12 protein-coding genes and 3 rRNA genes are annotated in these 21,010 nt (G+C 52.5%); 6 read left to right on the top strand and 9 right to left on the bottom strand.

All coding sequences use genetic code 11. From position 1 onward, the window contains the following. Positions 1–19 precede the first annotated feature (19 nt). Positions 20–1,408, bottom strand: a complete 1,389-nt coding sequence (gene rlmD, locus DPO_RS05700) for a 23S rRNA (uracil(1939)-C(5))-methyltransferase RlmD (RefSeq protein ID WP_006964798.1) — start codon at positions 1,406–1,408, stop codon at positions 20–22. Between the two features lie 71 nt (positions 1,409–1,479). Here rlmD and DPO_RS05695 point away from each other — a divergent pair, with 71 nt between their 5' ends. Beyond that, on the top strand, positions 1,480–2,226 hold the full coding sequence (locus tag DPO_RS05695; RefSeq protein WP_006964797.1) for an alpha/beta hydrolase: 747 nt from the start codon (positions 1,480–1,482) through the stop codon (positions 2,224–2,226). Here DPO_RS05695 and DPO_RS26000 read toward each other — a convergent pair. Beyond that, positions 2,192–5,041 carry a CinA family nicotinamide mononucleotide deamidase-related protein gene (locus tag DPO_RS26000; RefSeq protein ID WP_006964796.1) on the bottom strand — a complete coding sequence of 950 codons (2,850 nt, stop codon included), beginning with the start codon at positions 5,039–5,041 and terminating at the stop codon, positions 2,192–2,194. The two genes, DPO_RS05695 and DPO_RS26000, sit on opposite strands and share 35 nt — an antisense overlap. Before the next feature lie 199 nt (positions 5,042–5,240). Between DPO_RS26000 and DPO_RS05680 the strand changes: the two genes are divergently transcribed. Genes DPO_RS05680 through DPO_RS05660 form a run of 5 tightly spaced genes read left to right on the top strand, consistent with a single transcriptional unit; the run spans position 5,241 to position 9,817 of the window. Further along, complete coding sequence (locus DPO_RS05680) at positions 5,241–6,785, top strand: anthranilate synthase component I family protein (RefSeq protein ID WP_006964795.1); 1,545 nt, start codon at positions 5,241–5,243, stop codon at positions 6,783–6,785. After that, positions 6,763–7,338, top strand: coding sequence for an anthranilate synthase component II (locus DPO_RS05675; RefSeq protein ID WP_006964794.1), 576 nt, complete (start codon positions 6,763–6,765; stop codon positions 7,336–7,338). Before DPO_RS05680 ends, DPO_RS05675 begins: the two co-directional genes overlap by 23 nt. Continuing rightward, positions 7,335–8,354, top strand: a complete 1,020-nt coding sequence (gene trpD, locus DPO_RS05670; RefSeq protein WP_006964793.1) for an anthranilate phosphoribosyltransferase — start codon at positions 7,335–7,337, stop codon at positions 8,352–8,354. The genes DPO_RS05675 and trpD overlap by 4 nt, the downstream gene beginning before the upstream one ends. Before the next feature lies 1 nt (position 8,355). After that, positions 8,356–9,153 carry an indole-3-glycerol phosphate synthase TrpC gene (gene trpC, locus DPO_RS05665; protein WP_006964792.1) on the top strand — a complete coding sequence of 266 codons (798 nt, stop codon included), beginning with the start codon at positions 8,356–8,358 and terminating at the stop codon, positions 9,151–9,153. Next, positions 9,146–9,817, top strand: coding sequence for a phosphoribosylanthranilate isomerase (locus tag DPO_RS05660; RefSeq protein WP_006964791.1), 672 nt, complete (start codon positions 9,146–9,148; stop codon positions 9,815–9,817). The genes trpC and DPO_RS05660 overlap by 8 nt, the downstream gene beginning before the upstream one ends. 75 nt (positions 9,818–9,892) lie before the next feature. Here the strand turns inward: DPO_RS05660 and rrf are convergent. From rrf to DPO_RS05625, 7 genes are all read right to left on the bottom strand, one after another. Further along, positions 9,893–10,009 (bottom strand): 5S ribosomal RNA (gene rrf / locus DPO_RS05655). 134 nt (positions 10,010–10,143) lie between these two features. Further along, a 23S ribosomal RNA gene (locus DPO_RS05650) occupies positions 10,144–13,130 on the bottom strand. Positions 13,131–13,327: 197 nt separating this feature from the next. After that, a 16S ribosomal RNA gene (locus tag DPO_RS05645) occupies positions 13,328–14,887 on the bottom strand. The 16S, 23S and 5S rRNA genes sit together here, the layout of an rRNA operon. A gap of 175 nt (positions 14,888–15,062) precedes the next feature. Further along, on the bottom strand, positions 15,063–17,876 hold the full coding sequence (locus DPO_RS05640) for an Hsp70 family protein (protein WP_006964790.1): 2,814 nt from the start codon (positions 17,874–17,876) through the stop codon (positions 15,063–15,065). Further along, positions 17,876–18,640, bottom strand: coding sequence for a DUF2760 domain-containing protein (locus DPO_RS05635; RefSeq protein ID WP_006964789.1), 765 nt, complete (start codon positions 18,638–18,640; stop codon positions 17,876–17,878). The genes DPO_RS05640 and DPO_RS05635 overlap by 1 nt, the downstream gene beginning before the upstream one ends. A gap of 224 nt (positions 18,641–18,864) precedes the next feature. Next, entirely contained in the window at positions 18,865–19,146 is a 282-nt protein-coding gene (locus tag DPO_RS05630) for a ComEA family DNA-binding protein (protein WP_006964788.1), read from the bottom strand. Positions 19,147–19,740: 594 nt separating this feature from the next. Then, the gene (locus DPO_RS05625) at positions 19,741–21,003 is read right to left on the bottom strand and encodes an O-antigen ligase family protein (RefSeq protein ID WP_006964787.1); all 1,263 of its coding nucleotides are present in this window, start codon (positions 21,001–21,003) and stop codon (positions 19,741–19,743) included. Between the last annotated feature and the right edge of the window lie 7 nt (positions 21,004–21,010).

Here is a 21,010-nt window from a genome sequence, read left to right as displayed (position 1 = left end):
ATCAACGCCGCTTTGGAATTTATCGTCGTTTCAAAAGAGCCACGGATTCGATATGATAGGTGTGGGGGAACATGTCAACCGGCTGAACCTCCATCACCTCATACCCGGAAGCGAGCATTTCAAGGTCCCGGGCCAGGGTGGCGGGGTTGCACGAGACATAGACAATGGTGTCTGATCCCAGGCCCAGTACCCTGGCAACCACATCCTTGTGCATGCCCACCCGGGGCGGATCGATCACGATCACATCCGGGATTTCACCTAAGTCCGGAAGCACTTCCCTGATATCTCCGGCCAGAAAACGGCAGTTATCGATCTTGTTCATGGCCGCGTTTTTCCGGGCATCGGCCACGGCCGTATCAATGATCTCGATTCCGGTGATCTGTGCCGCCTGATCAGACAGCCAGATGGGAATGGTACCCGTGCCGGAATACAGGTCCAGCACGGTTTCTTTTCCTGTGAGACCGCAGTATCTGGCAACCACGTCATACAGCTTTTCACACGCCCTGGTGTTGGTTTGAAAAAAGGAGTTGGCGGAAATCTCGAATTCAAACCGGCCCAGGCGTTCGGTAATCACCTCATTGCCGTGAAGCCGGATTTCCTCTTTGCCCAGGCTGACCCCGGATCTGGCATCTGTGATGTTGTTGACAATGGATGCCAGATTGTCAAAGGTTTGGGCCAGTGATTCCGCCAGCTGCATGACCAGGGGCAGATGCTTGTCCCGGGTGACGATGTTCACCATCCACTGGTCAAACGCCACGGAATGGCGCAGCATCACATACCGCCAGAAACCGGTATGATGGCGCAGATGATAGGCCGGCAGGTCTGATGTCCGGATAAACTGTCGAATATGGTCCAAAATGGCATTGCCCTGTTCCGGCATGATGTCACAGTGATGAATGTCGATGACCTGGTCAAAGGTGCCCGGCACATGCAGCCCGATGCCCAGATCCTTGGAAATGGTTTCATCCGCCAGTTCTTCGGGCATGAGCCAGCGTCTGGCAGAACAGGAAAACTCCATTTTGTTCCGGTACTCAAACACCGGATCCGACGGGATCACATCCAGAACCGGCACATGGGACAGACCGCCGATATGCGCCAGGGATTGAACCACATGCTGTTTTTTATAGTCCAGCTGTGTCTCATAAGGAATCGACTGCCATTTGCATCCCCCGCAAAAATCAGCATATCGGCACCGGGGGGTCTGACGTAAAGACGAGGGCGAAAGTATCTGAATCAGCTTTGCTTCTGCCCAGCTTTTTTTCTTTTTGGAAATTTTTACCCGAACTTGGTCCCCGGGCACGCACCGGTCCACAAACACGGGGAATCCGTCCGGTTTTGCCAGCCCTTTTCCACCATATGCCAGATCGATAATTTCAAGTTCACACACGCTGCGCTTCTTAATGCTCATGGATGTTTTCCATTTCTTTGGTTCAAAATTAAAAGCTTGTGATTATATCGGCTCCATGGCATAAAAACAAGATGCAGATCCTTCAGACACAGTTTACGGTGGATCAGCTTGTCCTGAAAGGAGAGCTGTTTTTACCGGACACGCCCCGGCCCCCTGTGGTGGTGGGATCCCACGGGTTGGAAGGCAGCCGGTTTTCCGCCAAACAACAGGTGCTGTCCCGGTTGCTGCCGGAAAACGGCATGGCTTTTTTTCGGTTCGATCACCGGGGTTGCGGGGACAGCCAGGGCGATTTTGTTTGGGAGACCTCCCTTGAAAAGCGGTCCCGGGATTTTCTGGCGGCCGTGGCCCATGTGAAAGATCTGAACAAAACCGGACCTCAGCTGGGTGTATTTGGTTCCTCCATGGGCGGGGCCACCTGCATCAACGCCTGGCAGACCCTGGAGAACACTTTTGGCCGCCTGGCCGGGGGGGTGCTGTGTGCGGCCCCGCTGAAAAGCCGGACCATTCACAATATTCCCACCCGGGCCACCGAAACGAGACCGGCCCTGCCCCTGGCGTTTTTTGAAAAAAACCTGTTGTTTGACCTGACAGACAAAGCCTTTTCACTCCATCATGTGCTTGTTTTTCATGGAGATGCAGACCGGATCGTCCCCGTGGAAAACGCCCGGATCCTGCTGGAAACCATGCAGTCTCCCAAACACATCATCATTCAGAAATACGGGGATCACTCCATGTCAGCGCCCCGGGATCAGGCGGAATTTGAAACAAAAGCCCTGGCCTGGTTTACGCAGATATTTCACCTGTCAGATGCCGCCTGAGCAGTTCCAGGGCCATGGCGGCAAAAATTTTCTTGTTTTTTTCCCGGTCATCAAATTTGAACTCAAATTTTTTTGCCAAAGCAAGACCGCCGGGACCGGCCAGCCCGATGCACACAGTACCCACCTGTTTCAGTGTCGGCCCCCCGCCGGGCCCGGCAATACCGGTGGTGGAAACGGCCCAGTCCGATCCTGCCACCTGCCTTGCCCCAACAGCCATTTCCAGGGCCGTATTTTCATGCACGGCCCCGCAGGTATCAAGGGTTTGGGGATTGACCCCCAGCACCTTGATTTTGGCGGAATTGGCATAGGTGACCGCAGACAGTAAAAAATAATCCGAACTGCCCGGCACCTGGGTGATCAAATGGGCAATCAGTCCGCCGGTGCAGGATTCCGCCACAGCCAGGGTCTGGCCTTTCCGGGCCAGGCATTGCCCCACTTCCGCTTCCAGAGACAGGCCGGTCATAGACACCACTTTGCTGCCCAGCTGCCGGGCCACCCATTGTCCGGCCCGGTCCAGAAAGGTTTCCGCTTCGTTGCCAGCTTCATCCCCATCACGGACCAGCTTGACTTCAATCACGGGAAAACTGGCCCTGAATCCCAGACGGATGCCGGGGAACAGATCTTCAAACCCGGTCAGCAATGTGCCCACCCGGGATTCATGAAGCCCGAACACGGTGAACCGCCGGATAAGCAGCCGGGTCGGTTTGCCTTGAATGGCTTGAATACGGGGGGCCACGCATGCATCCATCATCTGTTTCATTTCAGACGGCACCCCGGGCATGCAGAAGAACCAGCACTGGTTGAGCTGAAATGAAAACCCCGGCGCAGTGCCGTATTTATTTTCCAGCACCTGGGCGGAATCCGGCAGCCAGGCCTGTTTTTCATTGTCCGGGGTCAATTCAAATCCCCGGCGGTCAAAATAGGTTTTCATGGATGCCAGGGCCGCGGAATTCAAAATCAAAGATTCTTCCAGGGCCTCTGCACAGGCCTGTGCTGTGATATCATCCCGGGTCGGCCCCAGCCCGCCCGTGGCCAGACAGATCTTGGCCCGCCGGGAAATGGCCATCACAGTTTCGCACACCGCGGCCACATCATCACCTTTGACCGTGATCTGGGACACCCGGATGCCCATCTGTTTGAGCCGGTCACATAAAAACGCACTGTTGGTGTCCACCAGATCTCCCAGCAGCACCTCATCGCCGGTGGAAAGAATTTCAGCTGTCATTGGTTCATCCCTGTTTGATGTTTTTTTCAATTTGTTGTCAGATCCGGTGGATGTTATCTGGTTTTTTCTGCCAGTCCGGATTGAAAAACATGGCATGGTTGGCGGAAAAAAAGGCCGGATTTTTTCGAAACCCGGATCCGACGGCCAACTGTTTTTAAACGTTTTATCCAGAAACTGCTTCACCTGTTTTCTGTCCCACCCGGCCGGATGGACAAAATTCAGGTATAACGACAGATCGCCCTGGTAAAACTCTCTGGTTTCAAGGTCTTTGGTTTCTTCGCTGAACCGGGGCAGATTAAACACCGCCAGGTTCAGATAGTCAATATATGGCGCATGGGCCCGGGTGAATGCCAGGGTGGTGTGCGCGGAAGACCGGTCTTCAAACTGGGTGCCGAACAGCAGATACACATAGGTAAAAATGCCCACATGGTGCAGGTTTTCCAGAATCCGGGACACCAGATCCAGGCGGGTGCCTTTATTCATCCGGTCCAAAACAGCCTGATCTCCGGACTCCAGTCCCAGCTTGAGCATCAGGCATCCGCTGCGTTTGAGCTGACGGCAGAACGTGAGGTCTGCCAGATCTTTTTCAAACCGGACAAACCCGTACCAGGTGAACGGCACTCTGGGGCCGGTTCGGGCCAGGGCCCGCAAAAATGCCGGGGTCATGGCATCATCGATAAAATGCATGGTATCCGGCTGAAACCGATGTGCCAGCGCCAGTGTGTCCGCCAGCACCCGGGAGGCCCGCTGGGTGCTGTAGGCATGGGTTTCCGCTTTTTCAGGACAGAACCGGCATTTGCGCCAGTAGCACCCGATGGTGGTTCTGAAGGGCAGTACCCGGGCCGGCGATATATACCCGGCCTTGTCGGCAAACTCAAAATCCGGCACATAATGACGTTTTGTGGTACCGGGTTTTCCTAAAAGATCCAGCAGCGGGATTTCTCCTTCTCCGGCAATCATGTGATCAATGAGTCCGGAAAACGGATGATTGAAATCCGGCCGGCTCATCCAGGAAGACACCAGGCCCCCGCCCATGACGATTTTTTTGTCCGGAAAATTCTTCCGGATCCACCCGGCCAGCGCAAAGCTGACCAGGGCCTGGTTCAGGTAACACAAAGAGATCCCCACCCAGGGCGAGTCCCATTGGGATATTACGGGTTTGAGCTGGTCTTCAAAAAAGGAAAAAAACGGATTGAACCGGCAGGTGTCCGCACTTTTGATCAGATCCCGGCTGCGCAGCGGGCTCAGTTGACGGTCGGTGTAATCACTCATCGTCACCTTGAACCGGGTGGTATCCACGGCAAGAGACAGCAGTTTGTTCAAATCATACACCCGCTGGTGGTACCGGTCTTCATTGGTGTAAAGCCCCGGATCCTGAAGGTCTGCCAGGATGGCATCCCGGTTTTTCAAAGCCCGGGCCGACCAGGAATCGGTTGCCGTCAAATTTTGTCGGATCAGGTAATGAAACCCCTGAATATTGGCATCTGACACGCAGCACTCAATATTGTTTTCCTGAAGCGCGGCAGCCAGGTACGCCACCCCGGCCGGGGGTTCACAGGGTTTGGCCACCGGAGGAAACAATAATAACATCAGCACGTGTCCTAAATGTAAGTTACAATAATATTGCGTTATATCCGGCGTGCTTGTACCATATTTTGATCAAAATCCCCAAATAAAAAATCCCGGGCATTTTTTGTTTCTACAAACAGAAACATTTGCCTTGACAACCTGACATAAATCATTTAATTTTTCCGTCATTTGACACATTTTAAAACAGGACGGCTTCTCAATGATTTTATCCAGATTTCCAGACAAACGCCGGTTCAAGGAACTGGCCGAAACCTGCAATGTGGTTCCCGTGTGCATCCGGATCCTGGCCGACACCCACACACCGGTCTCAGTGCTTGATAAATGCCGTGCCCTGGGAACCCAATGTTTTCTGCTGGAAAGTGTGGAAGGGGGGGAACGATGGGCCAGATACAGTTTTTTAGGTATCCGGCCCCACGGCACTGTGCAGGTTTTTTCCGATCATGTCTCACACATCACCGGCACCGGCACTTCGGAAGAAAACTGCCAATCCATTGCCCACAACAATGATCCTTTATCCGTGATCCGGAAGATCATACAGACATATCATCCGGCCCCCATGCCGGAACTTCCCCGTTTCTGGACCGGCCTTACCGGATATGTCACCTATGAAATGGTGTCTTTTTTTGAAAATATCCCCGTGTCCCTGCCCGAGACTGATCCGTACGCCCATTTTATCATTCCGGATCAGATGATTATTTTTGACAATGTCCAGCAGACCATGACCTGCCTGGGCATCTGTTATCTGGACGAAAAAACCGATGCCGATGCGGCGTATGACAGGGCATATCACGACCTGGTACACCTGCTTGACACGGTAAAGGCCCCGGCATCCACATCTGTGGACACCCGTTGTCCCCCGGTAGATCTTGAACCTTTGATGCCGGCATCCCGATATATGGATGGCGTGAATACCATCAAACATCATATCCGGGAAGGAGACATCTTTCAGGCCGTGTTTTCCCAGCCGTTCTCCTGCACCACCGATCTGGATCCGGTCCGGTTCTACCGGGCCCAGCGGTATATCAACCCGTCTCCGTACATGTTTTTCATGAATTTCGGCGATCGGGTCATTGCCGGATCTTCTCCGGAAACCATGGTACGCCTGGAAAACGGTGTGGCCACCCTCAGACCCATTGCCGGCACCCGGCCCCGGGGGGATACCCGCCAGCAGGATCAGACCCTGGCAGACGAACTGCTCAAAGATGAAAAAGAAAAGGCCGAACATGTGATGCTCATCGATCTGGGGCGCAACGATCTGGGACGTGTGGCCAAGGCCGGCACCGTCCAGGTGACCGATACCATGGTGATCGAACGCTATTCCCATGTCATGCATCTGGTATCCAATATCACCTGTGACCTGGATTCATCTTACGATGCCCTGGACCTGTTCCGGGCTGCATTCCCGGCCGGCACCCTCACAGGCGCGCCCAAAATCAGGGCCATGGAGATTATTTCGACACTGGAGAACCGCCCCCGCCGCATATACGGCGGCGCCGCCGGATATATTTCCTTTACCGGAAACATGGATTTTGCCATCACCATCCGCACGGCCGTCATGGAAAACCGGACCCTGACCGTTCAGTCCGGTGCCGGCATTGTGTATGATTCCGATCCTGAAAACGAACTGACAGAATGCATAAACAAGGCAAAAAGCGTGGAATCCGCTCTGAAGCTGGCGCTTTCCCATACGGATCTATCCATCTTACCCCGGGAGACTTTCCATGAACGTGGTCATCATAGATAATTACGATTCCTTTACCTTTAACCTGGTCCACTATCTGCTGCACACCGGCGTATCTGTGACAGTGTTCAGAAACGATAAAATCAGTGTCCGGGAAATCAAAGACATGGCTCCCGGTGCCATTGTCATATCTCCGGGTCCGGGCCGGCCCGAAGACGCAGGCATCTCTGTGGATGTGGTGAAAAAACTGTCCGGAACCATTCCCATTCTGGGCGTGTGTCTGGGGCATCAGGTCATTGCCCAGGCATTCGGCGGCACCATTGTACATGCAAAACAGATCATGCACGGTAAAACCTCCATGGTCACGTCAGATGGCGAGCATGTCTTTGCAGGGCTTGTCCGTCCTTTTTCCGTGATGCGCTATCATTCTTTGGCAGTCCAGGAATCGGATCTGCCGGCTTGCCTTAAAGTCACGGCCCGGGCAGACGATGGTGAAATCATGGGGCTGCGTCACACCGACCATCAGACCCAGGGGGTCCAGTTTCACCCGGAATCCTTTATGACCACTGTGGGAAAACGACTGATACGCAATTTCATCAAAGGAGCGGCCCAATGACTTTCACCCAATATCTGAACCAGATCATCCGAGGCCATGACCTGACCCAGGATCAGGCCGCGGAAATGATCACCCATATTTTTTCCGGCACCATCACTCCGGCCCAGACCGGTGCGTTTATGGCAGCCCTGGCCACCAAAGGGGAGTGTTTTGAAGAGCTGGCCGGCGGCGCACTTGCCATGCGCCGCAAAGCGCTGAGGGTCCAGACCCTGGATCAAACCGTCATTGATATCGTGGGCACCGGCGGAGACGGCACCGGTACATTCAATATTTCCACCACGGCTTCGTTTGTGGTGGCCGGAGCAGGCATCACGGTTGCAAAACACGGCAATCGGAGTGTGTCCAGCAAATGCGGGTCCGCCGATGTGCTGGAAGCGCTTGGAGTCAATCTGGCAGCTGATCCTGAAATCATTGAGGAGGCCATCAATGAAATCGGTATTGGATTTATGTTCGCCCCCCTGTATCACGGCAGCATGAAACATGCCATGACAGCCAGGAAAGAATGCGGCATCCGCAGCATTTTCAATATGCTGGGCCCATTGACCAATCCCGCAGCTGCGTCCTGTCAGGTGGTGGGTGTTTATGCGCCGGCCCTGACGGAAATGTTTGCCAATGCCCTGCATCTGCTGGGTGTCAGACGCGCGTTTGTGGTCCACGGCCATGACGGCATGGATGAAATCACCACCACGGATCTGACCCGGGTATCTGAACTGTGTGATGGCCGGATCAAATCCTATGACCTGGATCCATTGACCTATTTTGACGACTATGCCGATCCTGAAACGCTGCAAGGCGGCGATGCCAAAGAAAACGCAGCCATTCTTACCCGAATCCTGTCCGGTGAGAAAGGCGCCCCCAGAGATATTGTGCTCATCAATGCCGGGGCCGGACTGGTGGCGGCAAATGCCGCCGCAGATATCAGGCAGGGAATACAGATGGCGGCGGACTCCATTGATTCCGGCCGGGCCATGAAAAAACTGGAGGCATTGGTCCAGTACACCCGGGAGAATGCATAACATGGCGGTCTCCGGATTTTTGAAAACCATGCAGGAAATCAAACAAGCTGAAATTGCCGACCACCGGCGGCGCATGCCGCTGGCTTCCCTGCGGCGGGAAGCGGAAACCCTTGCGGCCCCGCCGGATTTTAAAGCGGCCATGACAGCCGGCACCCCGGCAGACATCGGCATTATCGCGGAAATCAAAAAAGCCTCCCCATCCAAAGGAGACCTGCGAGCGGATCTTGATCCGGCCGCATACGCAAGGATCTATGAAACCGCCGGGGCCCGGGCCATTTCCGTGCTCACGGAATCGGTCTATTTCAAAGGCGGTCTGGCGGATCTTAAAACCGTTTGTACGCACACGGGTTTGCCGGTGCTCAGAAAAGATTTTATCATCCATGAATATCAGATTTATGAAGCCAGGCAGGCCGGAGCCGGGGCTGTATTAATCATCACCACGATGCTGTCTTCGGACCAGCAAAGCGATTTCATTCATCTGGTCAAAGAATTGGACATGGCACCCCTGGTGGAAATATGTTCTGAATGGGAAATGGACCAGGCCCTGACCACCGGGGCGGACATTGTAGGAATCAACAACCGGAACCTGTCTACCCTGGAAGTGGACCCGAATGCAGCCATCCGCATCGCACCGTTGTTTCCCCAAGAGATCATTCCGGTGGCAGCATCCGGTTTTTCCTGTCGCAAAGATATTCAGACAGGCATACACGCCGGCATATTTAATTTTCTGATCGGGGAAAGCATTGTCAAATCAGAAGATCCAGACGTATTTATCCGGTCATTGAAAAACGATGACTGACCGCGATCCTAAATCCCGGCACCCGAAATTCAAGACACTGGTTAAAATCTGCGGGTTGACCGATCCGGACAATGCAGCCGCATGTGCCCAGGCCGGTGCCGATATCATCGGGCTGGTATTTTACCCCAAAAGCCCCCGGCATGTTGAACCGTCCCGGGCCAAGGCGGTGATCCACGCCCTGCCCGCCCATGTACCGGCCTGGGGCGTATTTGTGAATGAAGATCCGGAGGTCATCATAAAAACCGTGCATGCCTGCGGATTAAAAGGGGTACAGCTGCATGGACAGGAACCCCCGGGCCTGATTACCGCTTTAAAAAACCAGCATCTCACCGTTATCAAAGCCGTGTTTGCCTCCCGGACTCCCGGCATAGATACGATTGACACCTGGTATGAGGCAGCTGATTTTTTTCTGGTGGAATGCGGACAAGGCACCCTGCCCGGAGGAAACGCAAAAACCTGGGATTATCGTCAAGTTCGGAAAACAGCCCGCAAACATCCCGTGATTCTTGCCGGAGGGCTGTGCTGTGACAATATTGACCAGGCTTTGGCTCAAGCAGATCCCACAGGCGTTGATGTGTCATCCGGTGTGGAATCATCGCCGGGAATCAAAGATGTAGACAAGGTGACTGAATTGATCCGACGCGTCAAAAACAAAAAACCCTGATCATTTTCTGGCTCAACTAAACAAAAAAAGCCCTGCAAGTTGAACGAATCAACTTACAGGGCTTTTTGATAAATAATCCGGCAGTGTCCTACTCTCCCACACAGTCACCCATGCAGTACCATCGGCGCTAAAGAGCTTAACTTCCGTGTTCGAGATGGGAACGGGTGTGACCTCTTTGCTCTAACCACCGGATTAAGGGGGTGTTGGATCCGGAACGTTTGATGGGGTAAGGGCGCTTTGCGCGGCTTTGTTCCATAGATCCAAAAATCTGTTGCAGTAAGATATGTGTTCACATGAAAGCGTTTAAACCTGTGAGTGAAAAAAAAGTGGCTAAGCCTCACGACCGATTAGTACCGGTTAGCTCAACATGTTGCCATGCTTACACACCCGGCCTATCAACCTTGTAGTCTTCAAGGGGTCTTCAGTCACGTATGTGATGGGATATCTTATCTTGGAGTTGGCTTCCCGCTTAGATGCTTTCAGCGGTTATCCTTGCCCAACTTGGCTACCCAGCAATGCCCCTGGCGGAACAACTGGAACACCATTGGTTGGTCCATTCCGGTCCTCTCGTACTAGGAAAAGATCTCCTCAAATATCCTGCGCCCACGAAAGATAGGGACCAAACTGTCTCACGACGTTTTAAACCCAGCTCACGTACCACTTTAATCGGCGAACAGCCGAACCCTTGGGACCTGCTCCAGCCCCAGGATGTGATGAGCCGACATCGAGGTGCCAAACCGCCCCGTCGATGTGAACTCTTGGGGGCGATAAGCCTGTTATCCCCGGCGTACCTTTTATCCGTTGAGCGACGGCCCTTCCATTCAGAACCGCCGGATCACTAAGACCTACTTTCGTACCTGCTCGAAATGTCTCTCTCGCAGTCAAGCTCCCTTATGCCTTTGCACTCTGCGGCTGGTTTCCAATCAGCCTGAGGGAACCTTCGCGCGCCTCCGTTACTCTTTGGGAGGCGACCGCCCCAGTCAAACTACCCACCAGACACTGTCCTCAATCCGGATTACGGACCTAAGTTAGAACACTGAAACATAAAGGGTGGTATTTCAAGGGTGACTCCACAAACACTGGCGTGCCTGCTTCCAAGTCTCCCACCTATCCTGCACATCATGTCCCAAAATCCAATGTCAAGCTGTAGTAAAGGTGCCGGGGTCTTTCCGTCTTTTCGCGGGTAGACGGTATCTTCACCGCCATTCCAATTTCGCTGAGTCCCTGGTTGAGACAGTGTGGAAGTCGTTACGCCATTCGTGCAGGTCGGAACTTACCCGACAAGGAATTTCGCTACCTTAGGACCGTTATAGTTACGGCCGCCGTTTACCGGGGCTTCGGTTCAGTGCTTCGCCTTGCGGCTAACAAATCCCCTTAACCTTCCGGCACCGGGCAGGCGTCAGACCCTATACCTCGTCTTACGACTTTGCAGAGTCCTATGTTTTTAGTAAACAGTCGCTACCACCATTTCTCTGCGGCCCCCCACAGCTCATATAGAATTATAATCACCATCAGGGGCATACCTTCTCCCGAAGTTACGGTATGATTTTGCCGAGTTCCTTAACCAGAGTTCTCTCAAGCGCCTTAGGATACTCTCCTTGCCTACCTGTGTCGGTTTACGGTACGATCACCTGTTATCTCGATAGAGGCTTTTCTTGGCAGCATGGGTGCAGTCAGTTTATGGGTCAAAGACCCTCCTCATCACTTCTCGGCCTTAAAAAATCCCGGATTTGCCTGGGATTTAAGCCTACCGGCTTGAACCGCCTATTCCAACAGACGGATGACCTGCCCTCCTACGTCCCCCCTTCTCTCAAACGACAACGAGGTGGTACAGGAATATTAACCTGTTTTCCATCGACTACGCCTCTCGGCCTCGCCTTAGGGATCGACTAACCCTGAGCAGATTAGCTTTACTCAGGAAACCTTGGGCTTTCGGCGAGCGGGCCTCTCACCCGCTTTATCGCTACTCATGTCAGCATGGTCTCTTGTGTCACCTCCACACACCCTCACAGGTGCGATTCTATGACAACACAATGCTCTCCTACCGATGTATAAATACATCCCGCAGCTTCGGTACTATGCTTTAGCCCCGATACATTTTCGGCGCAGATCCACTCGACCAGTGAGCTGTTACGCTTTCTTTAAAGGATGGCTGCTTCTAAGCCAACCTCCTGGTTGTCTGGGCATTCCCACATCCTTCTCCACTTAGCATAGATTTGGGGACCTTAGCTGGCGGTCCGGGTTGTTTCCCTCTCGTCCGCGGAACTTAGCTCCCGCGGGCTGACTCCCGTACTTTAACTTACCGGTATTCGGAGTTTGGTTAGGTTTGGTAATCTGGTGAGACCCCTAGCCCATCCAGTGCTCTACCTCCGGTAAGAAACATACGAGGCTATACCTAAATATATTTCGGAGAGAACCAGCTATCTCCAGGTTTGTTTGGCCTTTCACCCCTATCCACACCTCATCCGAACAGTTTTTAACCTGTATCGGTTCGGGCCTCCACACCATTTTACTGGCGCTTCACCCTGGACATGGATAGATCACCTGGTTTCGGGTCTACTCAATGCAACTGACCGCCCTGTTCAGACTCGCTTTCGCTTCGGCTACACCTATCGGCTTAACCTGGCTGCATTAAGTAACTCGCTGACTCATTATGCAAAAGGCACGCGGTCACACGCATTGCTGCATGCTCCCACTGCTTGTAAGCAAACGGTTTCAGGTACTATTTCACTCCCCTAACAGGGGTTCTTTTCACCTTTCCCTCACGGTACTGGTACACTATCGGTTGTCAAGTCGTATTTAGCCTTATGAGATGGTCCTCACAAATTCCCACAGAATTTCTCGTGTTCCGCAGTACTTGGGAGTACGATAAGAGAGATCGATTGCTTTTGCTTACAGGACTGTCACCTTCTATGGTGAAGCTTTCCAGCTTCTTCAACTAACAATTGATTTTATCACTCTCCGCAGGTTCCGAAACACCTGCAAATCATATCCCGCGACCCCAATTACGCAACGCTTTCGGGCTTGACACGTAATCGGTTTGGGCTGGTTCCCTTTCGCTCGCCGCTACTCGGAAAATCGTTATTACTTTCTACTCCTGGGGGTACTAAGATGTTTCAGTTCTCCCCGTTACCCTCCCTGAACTATGTATTCATTCAGGGATGACACGGTATTAACCATGCCGGGTTTCCCCATTCAGACATCTCCGGATCAAAGGGTGTTCAGCCCCTCCCCGAAGCTTATCGCAGCTGTCCACGTCTTTCTTCGTCACTTGACACCAAGGCATCCACCGTTTGCCCTTAGTAGCTTAGCCACTATTTCCACAAATAAGTTTAAACGCTTTGATGCGAACACATTGCCTTGCGGCAATGTCCCGATCGATCTCGATCAACATCAAAATCAATCAGTCATTTTCTTACTACAACAAATTGTCAAAGATCATCTGAGGTTTTTAATCCCTCAAAATTGGCCAGTGATGCCGTTTAAAGCGTTTTAATATACTTTCCTTAGAAAGGAGGTGATCCAGCCGCTGATTCCTCAACGGCTACCTTGTTACGACTTCACCCCAGTTATCGACCATACCTTAGGCGCCTGCCCCTGTAAACAGTTAGCCCAGCGACGTCGGGTATAATCAACTTCCATGGTGTGACGGGCGGTGTGTACAAGGCCCGGGAACATATTCACCGCGGCATGCTGATCCGCGATTACTAGCGATTCCAACTTCATGGAGTCGAGTTGCAGACTCCAATCCGGACTGAGATAGGCTTTAAGGATTCGCTCACCCTCGCAGGCTCGCTGCCCTTTGTACCTACCATTGTAGCACGTGTGTAGCCCTGGATATAAGGGCCATGAGGACTTGACGTCATCCCCACCTTCCTCCCCGTTAACCGGGGCAGTCTCGCCAGAGTTCCCGCCATTACGCGCTGGCAACTGACGATAAGGGTTGCGCTCGTTGCTGGACTTAACCAAACATCTCACGACACGAGCTGACGACAGCCATGCAGCACCTGTCTCTGTGCTCCCGAAGGCACTCTGTAATCTCTTACAGATCCACAGGATGTCAAACCCAGGTAAGGTTCTTCGCGTTGCGTCGAATTAAACCACATGCTCCACCGCTTGTGCGGGCCCCCGTCAATTCCTTTGAGTTTTAGTCTTGCGACCGTACTTCCCAGGCGGTTCACTTAATGCGTTGACTGCGGCACAGCAAGTTTTAATACCCGCTACACCTAGTGAACATCGTTTACTGCGTGGACTACCAGGGTATCTAATCCTGTTCGCTACCCACGCCTTCGCGCCTCAGCGTCAGTATCGGTCCAGAAAGCTGCCTTCGCCATCGGTGTTCCTCCTGATATCTACGAATTTCACCTCTACACCAGGAATTCCGCTTTCCTCTCCCGTACTCAAGTTCTGCTGTTTCAAATGCACTTCCAGGGTTGAGCCCCGGGCTTTCACATCTGACCGACAGAACCGCCTACGCGCCCTTTACGCCCAATAATTCCGAATAACGCTTGCGCCCCCCGTGTTACCGCGGCTGCTGGCACGGAGTTAGCCGGCGCTTCCTCCACTGGTACCGTCAATGCTATCATCTATTAAACAATAACAACTTCTTCCCAGTTGACAGAGCTTTACGACCCAAGGGCCTTCTTCACTCACGCGGCGTTGCTGCGTCAGGGTTTCCCCCATTGCGCAAAATTCCTCACTGCTGCCTCCCGTAGGAGTCTGGACCGTGTTCCAGTTCCAGTGTGACTGATCATCCTCTCAGACCAGCTAACCATCGCAGCCTTGGTAGGCTTTTACCCCACCAACAAGCTAATGGTACGCAAACTCATCTCCAAACAATTGCTTTCAAGAAGAGGCAATCTTTCATCTCAGCACTTGTGTACTGAAACTGCATCCGGTATTAGCCATCCTTTCGAAGGGTTATCCCGGGCTTGAAGGTAGATTATCTACGTGTTACTCACCCGTGCGCCACTCTACTCAGGATTGCAAGCAATCCCTTTCTCGTTCGACTTGCATGTGTTAAGCACGCCGCCAGCGTTCATTCTGAGCCAGGATCAAACTCTCCAGTTAAATCCTTTAACTACAAACTCGTTAAGGTCTTGTTTTAGACCCGCTTCAAACTTTATCACTGACCAATTTTCAAAGATCAAAACCTGCTTCTTTTTCAGGGAATTTTTTACTTCAGTATCCCTTCAAGAGAACTCACACAGACTACATGAGAACCAAACATTTGTCAAACAGTTTTTTAGCCTAAGTCATCTTTTTTCAGCACCAGGCCGGCCGGCAGTTTTTCTCCGAACTGAATATTCTGATCTGCCGGCGCCCGCACCGTCTTTTCCTGCACCATTTTTATCAAAGACGGCTTTGCCGACCGCTTTTCAAGCCATTCCACTACCGGTTGCGCTGAATCCGGATCCAGATCCCGGGTCCGGTCACCGGTTTTCATGGCCATCTGGGCCACCGGAACATCCACGTTATCCTGCCGGGTCCAGCTGCGTTTCATGAGCTGCTGAATCCAGCGGCCCGCCTCTACCGGCGGCACCACCCGGTCCACAGACCCGTACAACAGATCCCGGGCCCCGAAACGGGCCAGGGTCCACAACAGCCGGTCCTGGGTTTTGCCGGGCTTGACCTGAGGGATCAACGCTTTTGCCAGAGCGACTTTATCCTTTACCAGCAGCCGTTCCAGGTTGCCGGCCGTCATCCAAACCTCGGTCATCTCCTGGGGCGGCAGTTTAATTTTCTGCTTGATCAGAATGGTTGCAATATCCTGGAAAAACTGCCGCTGCTGCCCGGCTTTAAGCCCGGCGGCGATCCGCCGGATAAAAATCCACCACTCCAGCCGATTTTGCGGCGCCTTGTCAAATGTCAGGCCGGCCAGGTACACCTTCCACAACTTTCTGATCCGGTCCCCATCAAATGCATCCCCGAATCCCGGCCGCATGCAGAAACCGGTCAGATTCAGCCATCGGGCTTCATGATCGGCAGATTTGTGCCGTTCCGGCTCCAGGTCAATAAGCTGATCTGCCAGGGACCGCAAAAAAGACAACGGCCAGTTCGCCCGGGTTTGTTCCACCAGGGCTTCGATCTGTTTGCCTGCCGACGCCAGGTTGGCTGCATCTGGATCGGAAAACAGATCTGCCAGACACCGGCAGGCGGTTTTGATCACGGTTTCATCATACACTTCCGTTTCAGCGGTATCCAGAGACTTTTCATCGGCGTCCCTGAGCTGAAACTGCAGTTTCCACCGGTGATCACTTACCCGGGAATGACAATACATGGACAGGCTGCCCATTTCTGTGTATTCCGCCCCCAGAGTGACGGGAATGGTTTTCTTGTCCCCGGTTTTTCCAAACCGGATAATGGTCTGAATCGGGGGCATGGGGGTCAGGGTATCATCGATGGGCAGGAGGTTCCCTGCCGTATCACCGGATCGGAAACTGGAACTGTACACATCAAAACTCACAGGTTCATTGGCTCTGACCTCAAATGCCATCTGGGGCAGATCAATGGCGGCACCTTCGTCCAGTCCCCGCTCCACCAGGCAGATCGCTTTTTTCTCTGAATCCGATGCCGTTCCCACACCCAGGTAATAACTTCTCGGGCTGCCGGATCCCACCCGCACCCCAATCCCCTGTTTGACCAGACCGTAATAGGATGCCCCGATGCCCACGGCCAGTTCCGGACGGTTGTTTTCAAGGGTGGTTGGCCGGGTGGCATCTTTGGCCTTGAACCAGCGGCGGATGGCTTCTTTGATCCGGAACTGAACCAGCGCCGGTTTAAGGGTCCCGCCGTTGAACAATATAAACTCCGGCAGTGGTTCCTCTTTTCCCAGGGCCTGCCTGACATTGTCCCGATGTTTTTCCAGAAACCGGATGATATGCCGGGTCACGGCCGGCTCTTTTTCAAACGGCAGGCCAAAGTCCGCCACTTCCCTGTCCACCTCTATTTCCCTGATATCAGCCGAATCCACATCCGGATAAAACCGGGACCGCAACACATTCTCCACTTCCCCCCGGGTCAGATCCGCTGCCAGGGTCCCGGAAATCAAGGCCCGGCCCTCGCCTTTAATAGTGATACGCACCGATTTTTCCCGACTTTCAAGAATCTGTTCCTTGGCCTGCCGGCACTGGTGGCACAAGGTTTTCCATTTATCCGGGGTCAAGCTGGTGTCGGATTTGAACTTGGCTTCCACAATCTTTGCCAGGGACAGATCGATATTGTCTCCGCCTAAAATCAGGTGGTCTCCCACGGCCAGACGCTCGAACCGGGGGCTGCCCTGGTCTCCGGCTTTCAGGGAAATCAGGCTGAAGTCCGTGGTGCCGCCGCCCACATCACACACCAGAATCAGGTCATTCTCGCCCACCTGCTGATCCCAGTCAGATTCATGCAGAATCAGCCAGCTGTAAAATGCAGCCAGCGGTTCCTCCAGCAGGGTGACGGCCCGGGACAGCCCGGCTTTTTCAATGGCAGCCATGGTCAGGTCCCGGGCCTCTTCATTGAACGATGCCGGCACCGTGATCACCACAAACTGGTTTTCCATGAACCTGTCTTCATCTTTGACAAAATGGTTCCAGGCAGACCGCATATGGGACAGATATTCAGCTGTGGCATCCACGGGAGAAATTTTTTCAACCCCGGAACTGCCCCAGGGCAGAATTCGGGCATTCCGGTCCGCGCCCCCGTGGCACAGCCAGCTTTTGGCGGACGACACCAGGCGCGAAGGGATCTTGGCGCCGTGATCCCTTGCAAACATGCCGGCAAACAGGTCTTCTCTTTTTTTCCAGGGGTGTTTCAGCCCTTCTTTGGAGATATCATATTCCCCGGGGATATACAGAAATGACGGCAGGACCGGCATTTTTGAAAATTCCCCCAAACCCGTGAGCTGGGGCACCTGAAACACCTTGATCCACTGGTTTTTATCCACAGGATCCGGGCGTTTTCTGCCGCCGGTGCCGCCCATGGCCTCTTTCAGCCCGGCCACATCCACATACGACACCGCACAATTGGTGGTGCCCAGATCAATGCCGATAATATATTGTGTGTCCTGAAAATCCATCAACTGCCGGCCTTGATTTCAATTTCCGCAGGCGTGATCACGGACGCATCCCTGATATCCGCCAGCCGGGGAATCTCTTTTTTGCCGGCTTTCCATCCCGGATGTCTGACAATTCCTTCAAAGGGCGGTTCTCCGGTCACATTTCCCACCAGGGTGATGGCGTTCATGTCAAACCCGGGTGCCACCGTGAAAGTCTCGCCTTCATTGGCATTCACCACCGGCCGGGGATCAATATATTTTTTCACGGCCTGTTTGCAGTCCGCCTGAATACTGCGCACGGCCGCACCGATCTGTTCGTCGGAATACTGCTTCAAATCTTCATCAAAAAAATCCAGAAGCCGCCCTTCCCGCTGAAGCACAGACAATGTATGCAAAAACAGCCGATGTTTGCGTTCCTGTTCGACTTTCTGGTCCAGAAAATCTTTTTTCCCGGGGGTGGATGCGGGCTTGCCGGATTCCGCCTTTACAGGGGCTTTGACCACAGGGGCCAGGACCACGCCCAGCACAAGACAGAGAATCCAGCCCAGTATCAGCATGGCCCCGGCGACCGCCGGCATGACCCACGCATAAAATTTTGTCTTCAGCAGTACTGCCATTTGCTGTATCTGATTGAGAAACACTGAATTTCCCGCATCCGGAGCAGCTGCCGCAGCCACCTGTTCAAGACCAAACCAGATTACCGCCCCTAGTGCTGCAGCCATAGCCAGCATGAAAACCGATATCACCCAGAATGATATTTTCTGAAACTGTTTTACTCTGTCCACTGCATCCTCATTTTTTTTGCCTGTGCTTGTAAATATTATGTGTGCCTGGAAAATTGTAGGGACCGGCCACGCACAAAAAACCCATGCTGGTGTTTACAAAGCAGTGCTGACGTACAGGACTGCTTTATACCGCATGGGTCTCAAAAATAATACAAAATCCGGATTGTGCAAGCAATGATTTTTGTTAAAAACAGGGAATCAGGGACAGACAGTCTAAAATTTCATCATTCATTTTTAACGACGATGCGGTCCTTATTGGATTCAAAGGTTTTCTGGCCCACCCCTTTCACCTTCATGATATCCTCCGGCGTCTTGAATGGCTGGGCTTTGCGGTATTCTATGATTCTGTCAGCCACCACATCTCCGATGTTATGGAGTGTCATCAACTGTTCTTTGCTGTCCGTATTGATGTTAACCTTGTCGGCACCTGTCGCGGCAGGCACCATAAAGCCCAGCAGCAACAATCCTATCAAAACAATTTTTACACATGCTTTTGTTTTCAACATTGTTTTCTCCTAATTTCGTCTCACGGTTAACTTTTTGCTCAAGACAAAAAATAATTGTCCCTGACCCCCCGACGATCCCGTGATTTTTTTATGAAGAGGAGATCCAGACCGAAAAAGAGAGGCAGACGTATGGCAGAAAAACAGCGTCGATAAGAAAACAAAGTCATTGTGCAGTTAATAACGACAGAAACCGGGCTCGCTATACCACCAGGAATCGCTATGTTTCATAGACCTAATCCAGAATTTTATAAAAAGCAAGTCAAAAATAAAAAAATGCATACATCTTTTTTATAACGTCGTGCCGTAATGGGTTTTGATCCATTCCCTGTAGGCCCCGGTCTGAACGGATCTGACCCAGTCCATGTTTTCCAGGTACCAGTCAATGGTGGCGGATAAGGCCTGCTCAAAGGTGCAGGACGCTTTGTAACCGATTTTTTCAACCGCTTTGTCCGGATTGACGGCATCGGCCGATCCGCCACATACAGCCAGTCCCGCACATTGATACCTTTGCCGTAAACCGGCAGCGATTTTTTGTTCAGAATATTGAGGATCATCATCGGAAAACGCGGGATCATCCGGTGAGCAGAATATGTTTCATATATGTTGTTCCTTTACTTTCTCTGATGCTGATGCTGCTTCATTGGTGTGGCACCCGGCAAAGAACAGCCCGCTCATGAATACAAAAAACCATCCTTCCGCATTGTCCTGCAGCGGCGATGCCGTCATGCAGGCAATCAGCATCAGCAGCACAAACCCTCTGGCCATGAGCTTCTGTCCGCGGTCTTCAAAAAAAACCGTCTGCCGCCACTGAACGGCAAAGAATCCCAGCAGTACCAGCAGCCCTGCCAGGCCGAACTGCACCGCTGTCATCAGATATTCATTATGAGGGTTGTCAGTGGTCTTCATTCCGGTATTTTTAACCAATTCGTTGTATGTGGCCATAAAACTGCCGGTCCCGGTGCCGAACACCGGGTGCTGTTTTATGATTTTCAACGAATTCAGATACCATTCCAGGCGAAGTCCTGAAGAGGACAACTGGTTGGCCGGTTTTTGATGATCCCACGCTTTTACCTCATCGATAACGATCCGTACCCTTGAAATAAAAGGGTTCGACGGATTAACCCAGGCAAAGGTGCCGAAAAGAACAACAATTAAAGCCCCGGCGATAAGACTTTTGGACCGGTCCCAGGTCAGAAAATAATACACCGCCAGCACTATGACGATCACATGCCCGATCCGGCCGGCCACCATAAATATCACGTTAAACATCGCCAGCAGACTGAAACAGGCCCACAGCCATTTTAAAACCGGCCTTGTCCCGGAATTTCGGGCCTTGATCGCTGCAACAAAGGCGGCAAAGGCCATGAAAATATTCTGTTTGATATGATCATGAAAAACAACGCAGTTGGATGCATCCCCTTTCACGGAAATAAAATCCGGCAACAGCCCCACCCATAACAGGCTGGACAGCAGAAGAATCAGACCCATGGCAGAGATAAAGGATAACAAAAATGCCGGATGAAACTTTTTATCTGTAAAACAAACCATCACCATGCCGATAAACAGAAACTTTGCCCCGTCTGAAAGGCTTTCAATGATCTTTTCTTTGTCACCATCCGAATAGAAAAGTCCGATCACATGCATTAAAAAGACAGCCAGGCCCATCATGGCCACGGGGTTTGACTTCAGTATCCTGCCCCATCGCGCAAACCGGTCCGCGCCGTTGTCCAGCAGCCAAACCAGCACCACCAGTCCCAGCACGACATTGGTCAGTGCCGTAGACACCGGGATACAAAAACCGAACAACACCAGTAAATATTTATTTGCCGAATGCAGATGTTGGAACATAGGTGTCATTATATCA

Source organism: Desulfotignum phosphitoxidans DSM 13687 (assembly GCF_000350545.1).
Lineage (GTDB): Bacteria > Desulfobacterota > Desulfobacteria > Desulfobacterales > Desulfobacteraceae > Desulfotignum > Desulfotignum phosphitoxidans.
The sequence above is the reverse complement of the archived record's forward strand: the minus strand, read 5'-3'. Positions and strand labels throughout refer to the sequence as shown.